Origin of the sequence: Pseudomonas sp. Colony2 (assembly GCF_019382755.1) — a bacterium.
In the GTDB taxonomy this organism is placed as follows: domain Bacteria; phylum Pseudomonadota; class Gammaproteobacteria; order Pseudomonadales; family Pseudomonadaceae; genus Aquipseudomonas.
Genome location: NZ_CP080030.1, coordinates 281,804 through 294,307, shown reverse-complemented (window position 1 = coordinate 294,307; position 12,504 = coordinate 281,804). Strand labels below are relative to the sequence as shown.

Here is a 12,504-nt window from a genome sequence, read left to right as displayed (position 1 = left end):
GCTTAAGACCGAGCCAGGGTCAGCAACCGCTCACGCCACTCCGCTTTAGCCGGCAATGCCAGGAAGAACGGGTTCAACAACGACGCCCGCGCCGGGTAACTGAAAGGCTGCCCATCCAGCTCCAGCACTTCACCGCCCGCTCCTTCCAGCACACCCTGTGCCGCAGCGGTGTCCCACTGCGAGGTCGGCGCCAGACGCGGGTAGCAATCGGCGCTGCCTTCGGCCAACAGGCAAAACTTCAATGAACTGCCGATGTTCGCCAGCTTCAACTCACCCAACCCGGCGCTTAGGCCCGCGAGCAAGCGATCCTGTTCAGGGCTCGTATGGCGACGACTGGCAACCACAGTAAATGCTTCACCGCTCGCCGGGGTCTGGCGCACCTGGATTTGCTTGGGGGCAGCACCTACATCGGAACGCCAGGCACCCAGCCCGGCACCCCCGAAGTAGCACCGACCGCTGGTAGGCATCGACACCACACCGAACACCACGCGGCCTTTTTCGATCAGCGCGATGTTGACGGTGAACTCCTCGCTGCCGGAGATGAATTCCTTGGTGCCATCCAGCGGGTCCACCAGCCACCAGCGCTGCCAACCGGCGCGCACGCTCTGGTCAATGTCCGCGTCTTCCTCCGAGAGCACCGGAATGCTCGGGTCCAACGCAGTCAGCCCGGCGAGGATCAAGTGATGGGCAGCCAAGTCGGCGGCAGTGACCGGTGAATCATCGGTCTTGGTGGTGACGGCAACATCGGCGCGCCAATACGGCAGGATGACCTCGCCAGCCTGGCGGGCCAATTCGATCGCGGGGGCAATAAACGGGTGACCCAGGAACAGTTCGCTCATGGCTGGAACGCTCCACGTTGAGTCAACAGGTCGCGTACCAGGTACAGCGCGGCCAATGCACGGCCCTCGCTGAACTGCTCGTTCTGCGCCAACTGCGAGAGCTCCCGCAGGTTGACCCGGTCGACGCGCATCGGCTCCGGCTCGTCGCCTTCGAGGCGCTCTTCATACAGTTCGGTGGCCAGCACCACCTGGATTTTCTGGCTCATGTAGCCGGGGGACAGCGACAGCTCGGTGATGTGCTCCAACTGGCGGGCGCCGAAACCGGCTTCTTCCTTGAGCTCACGGTCGGCTGCCGCCAACACGTCTTCGCCCGGTTCGATCAGGCCCTTGGGCAGTGACAGTTCATACTCGTCGGTGCCGCCGCAATATTCTTCGATCAGCAACGCATGGTCCGAGTCGATCATCGCCACGATCATCACCGCGCCATATCCGGCCCCCCTGCCCACCAGGCGCTCGTAGGTCCGCTCCACGCCATTGGAAAAGCGCAATTGCACTTCCTCCACGCGGAACAAACGGCTACTGGCGACTATTTCGCGGGCGAGGACGGTGGGTTTCTGGCGCATGAGCGGCTCCTTGGCGTGATCGGGTTACTATACCGTGGCTTTTCCGATTGTCTGTGTCGGATATCTTTTCTTACATGAGTGTTCTTTATGCCTCCATTGCCCTGGCACGCCATCGACACCGTCCTGCTGGACATGGACGGCACCTTGCTCGACCTGCACTTCGACAACCATTTCTGGATGGAGCACCTGCCCCAGCGCTATGCCGAGTTGCATGGTGTGAGCCGGGCCATGGCCGAGATGGAGCTGCAGCCGCTGTTCGAGCGTAACGCCGGACAGTTGCAATGGTATTGCCTGGATTTCTGGAGCGCCGAACTCAAGATCCCGGTGCGCGAGCTCAAGCTGGAAACCGCGCACCTGATTGCCTTGCGCCCGGATGCCGACACCTTCCTGGCGGCGATCAAACAGGCGGGCAAGCGGGTGATCCTGATCACCAATGCCCATCGGGATTCGCTGTCGTTGAAGCTGGAACGCATCGAGTTGGCGCCTTATTTCGAGCGACTGATCAGCTCCCATGACTATGGTTTTGCCAAGGAAAACCCGCAGTTCTGGGACGCCCTGCACGCCGACATCGCCTTCGACCCGGCCCGCAGCCTGTTTATCGACGACACCTTGCCGATCCTGCGCAGCGCCCGGGATTTTGGCGTGGGGCACTTGCTGGCGGTGAAGGAACCGGACAGCCGGAAGGGGCCCAAGGACACGGCGGAGTTTGCAGCGGTTGGGGATTACCGGGACTTGATCGTAGGTTTGTAACAACACTGAAGGTCCAATGTGGGAGCGGGCTTGCTCGCGAATACGGTGTGTCAGCCACTGAATATATTGACTGACACACCGCATTCGCGAGCAAGCCCGCTCCCACATTTGGTCCGCGGATTACTCAGGAATACGCAGCGTCTGCCCTGGGTAGATTTTGTCCGGATGGGACAGCAGCGGCTTGTTGGCTTCGAAGATTTTGTTGTACTGGTTGGCGTTGCCATACACCGCCAGCGAAATCGCACTCAGGGTGTCGCCCTTTTTCACCACTACAAAGCGGGCCGCCGCGACAGCAGGACCGGAAACGGTGATCTGGTCATCAACACTCGCAACGCCGGCGATGTTGCCCAGCGCCAGCAATATCTTCTCTTTCTCTTCCTGGCTGGCGACTTCACCTGTCACGGTCACCTTGTCACCGTCGACGGTGGTTTGCACATTGGGGTTACCCAATCCAACCTTGGCCACGTGCTCTTTTAACTGCTCGCTCGCGTTGGCATTACCCGGTGTCAAAAGGTCAATCAACTTCTCGCCTGCTTCCTTAACAAAGCTTAAAAGACTCATGGTGCGCTCTCCTTGGGATTTAATTTCCAGATGCCAAAGACTAGACCAGTCCTACAGAATTGGGTTCCAGCCTGACCAAAGACCCAAACACGCTAGAATCCCACCGCATTGGAATAAGCCCGGAGCGAAGATGGACATCAAACAGCTGAAATTCCTCATCGCCCTCGACGAAACCCGTCACTTCGGCCAGGCGGCGGCGCGCTGCCATATCACCCAGCCGACCCTGTCGATGCGCCTGCGCAGCCTGGAGGAAGAGCTGCAGTTGCCGCTGGTCAATCGCGGGCAGCGCTTCGAAGGCTTTACCGCCCCCGGCGAACGCGTGCTGGCCTGGGCACGCACGGTGCTGGCGGCCTATGACGGCTTGCAGGCCGAGGCCGCTGCGTGTCGCGGCAACCTGGTAGGCACGTTGCGCCTGGGGGTGGTGCCGTTGTCGAGCTTCGATCCGCTGGCGTTGATGCAGAAGCTGCACAAGGAACACCCCAGCCTGCGCTTTGAGTTGTCCGCGTTAAGCTCCGAGCAAATCCTTGAACAGCTCGCCAGCAACCGCCTGGACCTCGGCGTGTCGTACCTCGAGCGCCTGGACGCTGAACGTTTCGACTCCCTGGCCCTGGGCGAAACCCGCATGGGCCTGCTGTACGACCAACGGTTCTTCAGCTTCGGCGACAAGCCCCTGAGTTGGGAGGCGCTGATCGAACTGCCCTTGGGCATGCTCACCAGCGGCATGCACTTTCGCCAGTCCATCGACCATAACTTCCACAGCCGTGGCCTCAACCCGCAGCCGCTGTTGCAGACCGATGCCGTCCATCAATTGTTACAAGCGGTGCACGGCGGCCTGTGTTGCGCGGTGATGCCACTGGACGGCGGCCTCGACGCCCTCACCGAGCACCTGCGCCTGCAACCCATTGAAGACGCTCACACTTTGGCTCGCCTGGGGTTGATCATGCGCCGCAGTGCACCCCGTTCGGCCTTGGCGGAAGCGTGTTTTGCGCTATACCAGAAATCGCTGATCGAGACTTGATCGACGGCATCTATCGGTAGATCAGTACTGACGATTAGACGCGACCCTTTGTCGCGCCTAGTCTTACAGCTGAATACTCCCGGTGGTAATGCCCAATGAACGCCCAGCGCCCAGTCTGCGCGGCGCCCGCCCTCGAAACGCCCGCGCCCGCCGCCAGCCAGAGCTACCAGTTTTGTAATCTCGAACACACCGAATCGGCCAGCACCGCGCTTGCCGAGGAAGTCGCGTTGGCGATTGCCTATAACGACATCAGCCAGGCGGTGATGCTGGTGACGCCGACCGACCTTAAAGACTTTATTGTCGGATTCAGCATCGGTAGCGGCATTATCGAAGACGTTAGCGACATTTATGACCTGAAAATCGGCGGTTCGGGCTCGACCCAATACGCTCAGGTGCAGATTTCCAGCCGCGCGTTCTGGAATATGAAGCAGCAGCGCCGGCAACTTGCAGGCACCAGTGGCTGTGGGCTGTGCGGCGTAGAAGCCGTGGAGCAGGCGCTGCCCAACCTCAAGGTGTTGCCCGGCGCGCCGTTGCCGCCTGCCGAATGGCTGGATGGCCTGCGCCAGCGCATCAGCGCGTTCCAACCGCTGGGCCAGTACAGCGGCGCGGTGCATGCGGCGGTGTTCATGAACAACCAGGGCGAATTGCTGCTGGGCCGTGAAGACATCGGCCGGCATAACGCCCTCGACAAGCTGATCGGTGCGCTGATCCGCCAAAAGATTCCGACCGACGGCGGCCTGGCGATTGTTACCAGTCGCTGCAGCCTCGAACTGATCCAGAAAGTCCTGCGTGCAGGCATCCAGACCCTGGTCAGCCTGTCGTCGCCCACCGGCCTGGCCCTGCAATGGGCTCGCCGGCACAACCTCAATCTCATCCACCTGCCGCAGAAAAGTGCGCCGCGGGTCTATAGCCCTGCGATGGAGAATCAAGCGTGAGTAATCATCATCAAGCCGACGACAAACCCACCCCGCGCTACAAGCCCTATAAAGGCCCGGCGGGTGGTTGGGGCGCACTGATCAGCGTGGCGCAAGCCTGGCTGACCAGCGACAACGCGCTGAAAAACATCCGCATGATGCTCAAGACCAACCAGAACGGCGGCTTCGACTGCCCGGGCTGCGCCTGGGGCGACTCGCCGGAAAGCGGCATGGTCAAGTTCTGCGAGAACGGCGCCAAGGCGGTCAACTGGGAAGCCACCAAGCGCCGGGTCGACGCGGCATTCTTCGCCAAGCACAGCGTCAGCGCGCTGCTGGAGCAGAGCGACTACTGGCTTGAGTATCAGGGCCGCCTGACCGAGCCGATGAGCTACGACGCCGAAACCGACCGTTACAAACCCATCAGCTGGGAATCGGCTTTCGACTTGATCGGCAAGCACCTCAATGCGCTGCCAAACCCGGACATGGCCGAGTTCTATACCTCGGGCCGGGCCAGCAACGAAGCGGCTTACCTGTATCAACTGTTTGTGCGCGCCTACGGCACCAACAACTTCCCGGACTGCTCGAACATGTGCCACGAAGCCAGCGGCGTCGCCCTGGCGCAAAGCGTGGGCGTGGGCAAAGGCACCGTGACCTTCGATGACTTCGAGCATGCGGACGCGATTTTCGTCTGGGGCCAGAACCCCGGCACCAACCACCCACGCATGCTGGAGCCACTGCGCGAAGCGGTAAAACGCGGCGCCCAGGTGGTGTGCATCAACCCGCTGAAAGAGCGTGGCCTGGAACGCTTCCAGCACCCGCAACACCCGCTGGAAATGCTCACCAACGGCGACAAGCCAACCAACACCGCCTACTTCCGCCCGGCGCTGGGAGGCGACATGGCCATCCTGCGGGGGATGGCCAAGTTCCTGCTGCTGTGGGAACGCCAGGCCCAGGCCGAAGGCAAGGAGGCCGTGTTCGACCACGACTTCCTCAACGAACACACCGCCAACGTGCTGGATTACCTGGGCAAGATCGACGACACCTCATGGGATGAAATCGTCGAGCAGTCCGGCCTGACCCTGGTGGAGATCGAGCAAGCGGCGCGCATGTACGCCAAAGGCAAGAACGTGATCATGTGCTGGGCGATGGGCATCACCCAGCATCGCCACTCGGTGCCGACCATCCAGGAAATCGCCAACCTGATGCTGCTGCGCGGCAACATCGGCCGCCCGGGCGCAGGCCTGTGCCCGGTGCGTGGCCACAGTAACGTGCAGGGCGACCGCACCATGGGCATCAACGAACGCCCGCCGGTGGCGTTCCTCGATTCCCTGGAGCGTCGTTTCCAGTTCCAGGTGCCGCGCGATAACGGCCACAACGTGGTGGAAGCGATTCACGCCATGCTCGAAGGCCGCTCCAAGGTATTTATCGGCCTGGGCGGCAACTTCGCCCAAGCCACGCCGGACAGCCCACGCACCTTTGAAGCACTGCGCAATTGCGACCTGACCGTACAGATCAGCACCAAGCTCAACCGCAGCCACCTGATGCATGGCAAGGACGCGCTGATCCTGCCATGCCTGGGCCGCACCGACATCGACATCCAGGCCGAAGGCCCGCAAGCCGTGACCGTTGAAGACTCGTTCAGCATGGTCCACGCCTCCAACGGCCAGCTGCAGCCGCTGTCGAAACAGATGAAATCCGAGCCTGCGATTCTGGCGGGCATTGCCGCCGCCACCCTGGGCAGCAAGCCGGTGGACTGGAACTGGCTGGTGGCCGATTACGACCGTATTCGCGACCTGATCGCCGACACCATTCCGGGCTTCAAGGACTTCAACGAGCGCCTGAAAAACCCGGGCGGTTTCTACCTGGGCAACTCGGCTGGCGCCCGTCGCTGGAACACCCCGTCGGGCCGCGCCAACTTCCGCCCGAACATCCTGCCCAAGGACCTGGTGCACGAACGCACCCGCAACACCGGGCAATTGCCGGACCTGATCATGCAGTCGATGCGCTCCCACGATCAGTACAACACCACCATCTATGGCCTGGACGACCGCTATCGCGGGGTCAAGGGCCAGCGGGATGTGTTGTTCGTCAACGAAGCCGACATCATCCGCCTGGGCTTCAAGCCGGGGCAGAAGGCTGACATCGTGTCGATCTGGGACGACGGCCGTGAGCGTCGGGTGAAGGGCTTTACCTTGCTGGCATTTGATATTCCGGCGGGGCAGGCTGCGGCTTATTACCCGGAAGTGAATCCGCTGGTGCCGCTGGAAAGCACGGGGGATGGCAGCCATACGCCAACGTCGAAGTTTGTAGCGATCCGCCTGGAAGCAGCGAGTGCAACCGGCTTGATCATGGCGAAGTCGGCCTAAGCGACACCTCGCCACAGACAGCACCCGAGTTTCTTACGGGCACAAAAAAGGCCGCTTTTGCATAAAAGCGGCCGTTCCGAAGTAACTAAAGACTCGCAAAACTCACTTAAGTTCCTCATACAAAACAGTAACTTAGAGAATTGTATACAACCCATACCACTGGTCGGGTTTCGATTGTCACCGTCTCGATACAACCTCAGGATCGCGCCGTCATCCTCTTGAGGTTCCTCTATGAAGTTCTCCTCGATTCTCTTGTTGTCCCTTGGCCTGGTCAGTGGCGCAGCCATGGCCGGTGGCACCACCGAAGCCGGTGTGGGCGGCGCATTGGGCGGGGTTCTAGGTTCTGTCGTAGGTCAGCAGCTGGGCGGTAACACTGGTTCAGCCATCGGTGCGGCTCTTGGCGGCGCAGGCGGCAGTGCGGTGGGCGCAGACAAGCGCAGCCGCGGTGAAGCAGCCATTGGCGGCGCATTGGGCGCGGCCGGCGGCAACGTGGTGGGTCGCAGTGTCGGCGGCAGCACCGGCAGCCTGATCGGCGCAGCAGCCGGCGGTGGCGCCGGTGGCGCACTGGGCAACTACATGGGCAACAAGAGCGATGACGATGATCGTCGTTACCGTGGGCGCGATAACCGCCGCTATGACCGCGACGACCATCGCGGGCGCGGCCATGCTTATGGGCATCGCAAAAACAAGCATCACTATCGCCACCACCGGTAACACGCGAATCGAAAGAACACAGCGGATTTAATGTGGGAGCGGGCTTGCTCGCGAAGGCGGTGGATCAGTCGCCGGATGTATTGGCTGATACAACGCCTTCGCGAGCAAGTCGAATCGTCGCACCGCCGCTCCCACATTTGACTTTCATTGCTTCGCAGATCGTATTCAGATCACCAATCGCTGTAACGCCTCGCGCAACATCCCCGGGATCGTCACCGGCTGGTTCGACGCCCGATCCACAAACACATGCACAAACCTCCCCGCAGCACAGGCATCTTCTTCTCCCGCCTTGAACACCGCCAACTCATACTGCACCGAACTGTTGCCCAACTTGCCCACCCGCAGGCCGATCTCGATGCGGTCCGGAAAGGCAATCGAGGCGAAGTAGTCGCACGCCGAACTCACCACAAACCCAACCACTTCGCCGTCATGAATATCCAACCCGCCCTGCTCGATCAGGTAGGTATTCACCGCGGTGTCGAAGAAGCTGTAGTAGGTGACGTTATTCACATGGCCATATACATCGTTGTCGTGCCAGCGCGTGATGATCGGCTGGAAGTGGCGGTAATCGGCGCGTTGTGGCATGACGTTGGTCATCGGTAAAACCCGGGCAGGAGGAGGCTCTCTTGATACTGGGTTCAAGCACTACCCGCAAGCCTAGGTTGGGCTTTGCTCAATCGTTTGCTGGACGCACGCCATACGCTTGAGCGCTTGATCCGTCTCGGCCGATTGCTGCAGGCACTGGCGATAGGCGGTGATATAGGTCTCGACTGCAGCGCTGGCCTGCTGCGGCGTGACCCGCGCCAGATACTCCACGAACGAACGCCGGCCGATCTGGAAGTGTTGGTAATCCAGCGGAAAATCCCAATAACCACCCCAGGTCAAAAAGCCGTGTTCGGCGAACAGGTCAATCACCTCTTCTGCCCGGCCAGGGCGCGCCGGCTTGCCGGGGCGGGCATCCAGGCGGTTAACGGCATTTGCGGTACTTGCCCTGGGCTCAACAGTGGCCTGGCCGGTGAATTCACCTCGCGGGTTACGCCCGAACAAAACGAATGGGTTTTGCAGAGGGTTAAGGTCAATTGCGGCGCCATAGGCGTGCAGCGACCACCCCGAAGCGCCACTGACCTGGCGTCCATTAAAACCACTGGTATTGTTGCGGGCCATCGAGACCTTGTCGTTGCCTCGATAGGTTTCCAGCCTGACCGCCTGATGCACCGGGAACCGACGTTGCAGCAACTGCCTGAAGATCTCCTCCACATGGGGTGCGATGGCATCCAGCACCACGAGCTGCCCGTTGTTATGCAGCACTCCGCCAAAGTCCACATAGCTGAACGTCACCCGCGCCAGGCGTGCGCAGGGCAATGGATTGGCGGCGGTGATAGTGTTGCGAAGCTGCATCTGCCGACAGTCATTCACGCTCAACGGGATGACCGAGGCCAGCGTGCCTTGTGCGACCAACAACCCGGCGAACAGCAAGACGCCGGGGACAACACCACGAGAAAAACCAAAAGCCATGGGCAATTCCTTTGCAGAAGAAGTGAAGCGTCAAACCTTCTCACCTGCGGGCACGGTCCGGCTGTCGGCGGCGTCTGCCACTGGAAGGGAAAGCGCGACCCTCCAGACCGGAAATCAGAGTGCCTCCAACCCTGCCTCCGCCCATTCACGAACCTCTGCATAGGGATACTCCTCCAGTACCGCGAAGCCTGGAATCCCTCGTGCCTTCAGCTTGGTAAACAACGGCACGCTGAGACCGCATAAAAACCGTGTCAGCCGCTCCGCGCTCGGCAAGTCGCCGCTGTATTCATGGTGGCTGTGGATAAATTCACCGCAAAGCGCGAGAAAGTTTTTATCCACAAGCGGCGGCAAGCTCGGCGGCGCCGGCAAGTGGGCGACGTTACCGTGGCACACCGAGCAGTGCCCGCACTGCCGGGGCGCGTTTTCATCGCCGAAATAGTGCGCCAGGCGGTAACCCAGGCACTCCTCTGTGGCGAACAGATCCAGCATGGCGTGAATTCGCGCCACCTCCGTCACCTCATGCTGCTTGAAGCCTGTGTATAACTCCGTGCTCAGCGCCTGTGGATCGAAGTCGGTATTCAGCAGGGCGTAAACCTCGGTCATCTGCCGGCTTTCCATCTCGATCAGGCCTTGTTCCTGAAAGTAATCCAGGGCCTTCACCACCCGGCTGCGCTCGGCCTGGTGCTGTTGATACAGCGCGTCGAAGTCCACCGTCGCCCAGGTTTTCGCCCGTTTGCAGACCTGGATAATCGCTGCGACAAACTGCTGCCGCTCGCCGGTAAAACGCGCCAGCAATGCCTCTGGTTCAATCAAATACTTGAAGCGGTATTCGGCATAAAACGCGTAGCGCGGCGCGATCACAGCCTTGAGTTCAAGCTGCACGAGCAAGGTCTTCAGCGGTAGTTCACGGATGTTGCTGTGGTCCGACAGTGAGCGGAGCATAAACTCCCACTGTCCATCGGCACGGACCGCCTGTATTTCCTCCAGGACTCGGCGAATACCTTCCTGTTCCGGCGTATCGCCGTACACAAAGTTTTCCAGGATATTCAGGCTGTCGCGGTTGGCCAGAACCAGACACTCAGACGGCTGCCCGTCACGCCCGGCGCGGCCGATTTCCTGGCTGTAGTTCTCGATGGATTTGGGCAGGTCGAAGTGCACCACGTTGCGGATATCGCTTTTGTCGATGCCCATGCCGAAGGCAATGGTGGCGACGATGCAGTTGGACTGCCCGCCCATGAATCGCTTCTGAATGGCCTCCCGCTTATCGTGAGCCAGGCCCGCGTGATAAGCCTCGGCCTGGATTCCATTGCGATTCAAATGCTCGGCAATCTGCTCCGCGGTTTTTTGCAGCGTGACGTAGACGATGCTTGGCTGATTGGCTCGCTCCTGCATCCACGTCACCAGCCGTCGTCGCTTGTCCTGGCCACTGACGGGCTCAACCAGCAGGTTGAGGTTGGAGCGGTAGAACCCGGTGGTGATCACATCGTCAGGTGCAATGGCGAACTTGGCCTGCATGTCAGCGATCACCTTGGGCGTCGCCGTGGCGGTCAGCAGCAGCGCCTGGGGGATGCGGAACTGGCGTTGGTAATCCGGCAGCTTCAGGTAGTCCGGGCGAAAGTTATGGCCCCATTCGGAAATGCAGTGAGCCTCATCCACCACCAGCAGCGAGATCGGCACGCTTTGCAGGAAGTTGCGAAAGCGCTCGTTCTTCAAGCGCTCCACGGAAACCATCAGAATCTTCAGCTCGCCCGAACGCGCCCGGGCCATGACGTCATTGGCATCATCGCGGCTCTGGGCCGAGTCGATGCTGCCCGCCGAGATACCGTGGCGCTGCAGGAAACCCAACTGGTCCTGCATCAGCGCCAGCAACGGCGACACCACCAGCGTCAGGTGCGGCAGCAACACGGCGGAAAGTTGATAACACAGGGACTTGCCGGAACCGGTGGGAAAAATCGCCGCCGCCGAACGGCCGGCCAGCACGGCACTGACCACCGCCTCCTGGCCCAAACGAAACTGTGGATAACCAAAGACCTGTTGGAGGGTGTTGTGCATAAGCTGTCACTCCATTGACCGCTGAACGAGCCCAAAACATAGACCAGCGCATTCAGCGAATCGAGAAAGGTCGCAAGGAAAAAAGAGTCTGGATGATACACAGCCTGGGAAGTGGAGTAGGCACCCGTAAGAATCGTTCCAACCTTACGCGGGACGCATCTCGAAACTCATTGCGCTACAATCAACCTTCGCACCGAGAGGACGCTGTCATGGCCGAACTGACGTTTGAGCAAAAGCAGGATCACTACGACAAGATCCGTCGTTCCAACTACCTGGCCAGCCTGCGCCTGGAAGGGTTCGACACCCAGCCCGCCGACGTCGACAAACCCCTGCCGACCCGCGAAGCCGTCCTCGCCAAGTACCGCAACACCCCACGCTGATGCTCGACAAATATGGCGTGGGCCAGGACCCGTACTGCTACCCCGGTAGCAGCGTCCTGCGTAACCGCCTCGATTTGTTCGACGAAGAACGCCTGCACCAGGCCGAGCGGGAACTGTCTGAAATCGCTGTCGGCAGCCTTCCGCTGTATCCCCCGCCCTACGACCTGGAACGCCTGCAACACATCCACCGCACCCTGTTCGCAGACATTTACGAATGGGCCGGGGAACTGCGTACGGTCAACATCCAGAAAGGCGACACGCTGTTCTGCACACCGGAGCGTATCCCGCCTGAGGCGAGCAAGATCATCCAGCACATGGCGCAGGCGAACTGGTTTGTCGGGGTGACGCAGGCGGAGTTGGTGACGCAAATTGCCGAGGCCTATGGCGACCTCAACGTGATCCACCCGTTTCGCGAAGGGAATGGCCGGGCGCAGCGGATTCTGTTCGAGCAGATCATCGTGAATGCCGGGTTTTCAGTGAACTGGTGGCTGGTGAAGAACGCAGCGTGGATACCGGCGAACATCGATGCGGTGGCGTGCGATTATCGGGGGTTGGAGGCGATTTTCGAGCGGTGTATCAGCACCCCGCGCTAGCCCCGATCGTTCCCTACGCTCCGCGTGGGAATGCCGCCAGGGACGCTCCGCGTCCCGTCATCCGCGCACGACCCAAGCCATGAACACTGGTGACGCGGAGCGTCACGGGATGCATTCCCACGCGGAGCGTGGGAACGATCAAATGTGGGAGCTGGCTTGCCTGCGATAGCGGTGTGTCAGAAAACACTTCTACCACTGACACACCGCCATCGCGGGCAAGCCCGGCTCCCACCTTTGAC

At 60.7% G+C, this 12,504-nt stretch carries 13 protein-coding genes; 7 read left to right on the top strand and 6 right to left on the bottom strand.

Annotation, left to right across the window (positions count from 1 at the left end; genetic code table 11):
• Positions 1-2: 2 nt before the first annotated feature.
• Entirely contained in the window at positions 3-839 is an 837-nt protein-coding gene (gene cysQ, locus JV201_RS01290; protein WP_008435771.1) for a 3'(2'),5'-bisphosphate nucleotidase CysQ, read from the bottom strand.
• The gene (gene nudE, locus JV201_RS01285) at positions 836-1,402 is read right to left on the bottom strand and encodes an ADP compounds hydrolase NudE (protein WP_003213218.1); all 567 of its coding nucleotides are present in this window, start codon (positions 1,400-1,402) and stop codon (positions 836-838) included. Before nudE ends, cysQ begins: the two co-directional genes overlap by 4 nt.
• A gap of 87 nt (positions 1,403-1,489) precedes the next feature.
• Here nudE and yrfG point away from each other — a divergent pair, with 87 nt between their 5' ends.
• Entirely contained in the window at positions 1,490-2,152 is a 663-nt protein-coding gene (yrfG, locus tag JV201_RS01280; RefSeq protein WP_003213217.1) for a GMP/IMP nucleotidase, read from the top strand.
• 120 nt (positions 2,153-2,272) lie between these two features.
• Here the strand turns inward: yrfG and lysM are convergent, their stop codons facing one another.
• A complete protein-coding gene (lysM, locus tag JV201_RS01275) occupies positions 2,273-2,713 on the bottom strand; it encodes a peptidoglycan-binding protein LysM (RefSeq protein ID WP_003213215.1) in 441 nt (146 codons plus the stop codon).
• 130 nt (positions 2,714-2,843) lie between these two features.
• Between lysM and JV201_RS01270 the strand changes: the two genes are divergently transcribed.
• From JV201_RS01270 to JV201_RS01255, 4 genes are all read left to right on the top strand, one after another.
• The gene (locus JV201_RS01270; protein WP_003213213.1) at positions 2,844-3,731 is read left to right on the top strand and encodes a LysR family transcriptional regulator; all 888 of its coding nucleotides are present in this window, start codon (positions 2,844-2,846) and stop codon (positions 3,729-3,731) included.
• A gap of 95 nt (positions 3,732-3,826) precedes the next feature.
• Positions 3,827-4,666: a formate dehydrogenase accessory sulfurtransferase FdhD gene (gene fdhD / locus JV201_RS01265; RefSeq protein WP_219406401.1), complete on the top strand. Its 840-nt coding sequence runs from the start codon at positions 3,827-3,829 to the stop codon at positions 4,664-4,666.
• Positions 4,663-7,011 (top strand): FdhF/YdeP family oxidoreductase, encoded by a 2,349-nt coding sequence (locus JV201_RS01260; RefSeq protein WP_102367895.1) that lies wholly within the window; start codon positions 4,663-4,665, stop codon positions 7,009-7,011. Before fdhD ends, JV201_RS01260 begins: the two co-directional genes overlap by 4 nt.
• A 231-nt stretch (positions 7,012-7,242) precedes the next feature.
• On the top strand, positions 7,243-7,725 hold the full coding sequence (locus tag JV201_RS01255; protein ID WP_008435777.1) for a glycine zipper domain-containing protein: 483 nt from the start codon (positions 7,243-7,245) through the stop codon (positions 7,723-7,725).
• Between the two features lie 165 nt (positions 7,726-7,890).
• Here JV201_RS01255 and JV201_RS01250 read toward each other — a convergent pair whose 3' ends face one another.
• From JV201_RS01250 to JV201_RS01240, 3 genes are all read right to left on the bottom strand, one after another.
• Positions 7,891-8,322 carry a thioesterase family protein gene (locus tag JV201_RS01250; protein ID WP_134325552.1) on the bottom strand — a complete coding sequence of 144 codons (432 nt, stop codon included), beginning with the start codon at positions 8,320-8,322 and terminating at the stop codon, positions 7,891-7,893.
• 60 nt (positions 8,323-8,382) lie between these two features.
• On the bottom strand, positions 8,383-9,240 hold the full coding sequence (locus JV201_RS01245; protein ID WP_003213205.1) for a M15 family metallopeptidase: 858 nt from the start codon (positions 9,238-9,240) through the stop codon (positions 8,383-8,385).
• A 114-nt stretch (positions 9,241-9,354) separates the two neighbouring features.
• A complete protein-coding gene (locus JV201_RS01240; RefSeq protein ID WP_219406400.1) occupies positions 9,355-11,292 on the bottom strand; it encodes an ATP-dependent DNA helicase RecQ in 1,938 nt (645 codons plus the stop codon).
• Positions 11,293-11,501: 209 nt separating this feature from the next.
• Here JV201_RS01240 and JV201_RS01235 point away from each other — a divergent pair, with 209 nt between their 5' ends.
• Both JV201_RS01235 and JV201_RS01230 read left to right on the top strand, forming a co-directional pair.
• Positions 11,502-11,672, top strand: a complete 171-nt coding sequence (locus JV201_RS01235; RefSeq protein ID WP_003213201.1) for a YhfG family protein — start codon at positions 11,502-11,504, stop codon at positions 11,670-11,672.
• Positions 11,672-12,265: a putative adenosine monophosphate-protein transferase Fic gene (locus tag JV201_RS01230; protein ID WP_003213199.1), complete on the top strand. Its 594-nt coding sequence runs from the start codon at positions 11,672-11,674 to the stop codon at positions 12,263-12,265. Before JV201_RS01235 ends, JV201_RS01230 begins: the two co-directional genes overlap by 1 nt.
• The last annotated feature ends 239 nt before the right edge of the window (positions 12,266-12,504 follow it).

What these genes read in the sequence shown, in the direction of transcription:
- cysQ (WP_008435771.1), bottom strand. Translation starts at nt 839, where the DNA reads ATGAGCGAACTGTTCCTGGGTCACCCGTTTATTGCCCCCGCGATCGAA.
- nudE (WP_003213218.1), bottom strand. Translation starts at nt 1,402, where the DNA reads ATGCGCCAGAAACCCACCGTCCTCGCCCGCGAAATAGTCGCCAGTAGC.
- yrfG (WP_003213217.1), top strand. Translation starts at nt 1,490, where the DNA reads ATGCCTCCATTGCCCTGGCACGCCATCGACACCGTCCTGCTGGACATG.
- lysM (WP_003213215.1), bottom strand. Translation starts at nt 2,713, where the DNA reads ATGAGTCTTTTAAGCTTTGTTAAGGAAGCAGGCGAGAAGTTGATTGAC.
- JV201_RS01270 (WP_003213213.1), top strand. Translation starts at nt 2,844, where the DNA reads ATGGACATCAAACAGCTGAAATTCCTCATCGCCCTCGACGAAACCCGT.
- fdhD (WP_219406401.1), top strand. Translation starts at nt 3,827, where the DNA reads ATGAACGCCCAGCGCCCAGTCTGCGCGGCGCCCGCCCTCGAAACGCCC.
- JV201_RS01255 (WP_008435777.1), top strand. Translation starts at nt 7,243, where the DNA reads ATGAAGTTCTCCTCGATTCTCTTGTTGTCCCTTGGCCTGGTCAGTGGC.
- JV201_RS01250 (WP_134325552.1), bottom strand. Translation starts at nt 8,322, where the DNA reads ATGACCAACGTCATGCCACAACGCGCCGATTACCGCCACTTCCAGCCG.
- JV201_RS01245 (WP_003213205.1), bottom strand. Translation starts at nt 9,240, where the DNA reads ATGGCTTTTGGTTTTTCTCGTGGTGTTGTCCCCGGCGTCTTGCTGTTC.
- JV201_RS01240 (WP_219406400.1), bottom strand. Translation starts at nt 11,292, where the DNA reads ATGCACAACACCCTCCAACAGGTCTTTGGTTATCCACAGTTTCGTTTG.
- JV201_RS01235 (WP_003213201.1), top strand. Translation starts at nt 11,502, where the DNA reads ATGGCCGAACTGACGTTTGAGCAAAAGCAGGATCACTACGACAAGATC.
- JV201_RS01230 (WP_003213199.1), top strand. Translation starts at nt 11,672, where the DNA reads ATGCTCGACAAATATGGCGTGGGCCAGGACCCGTACTGCTACCCCGGT.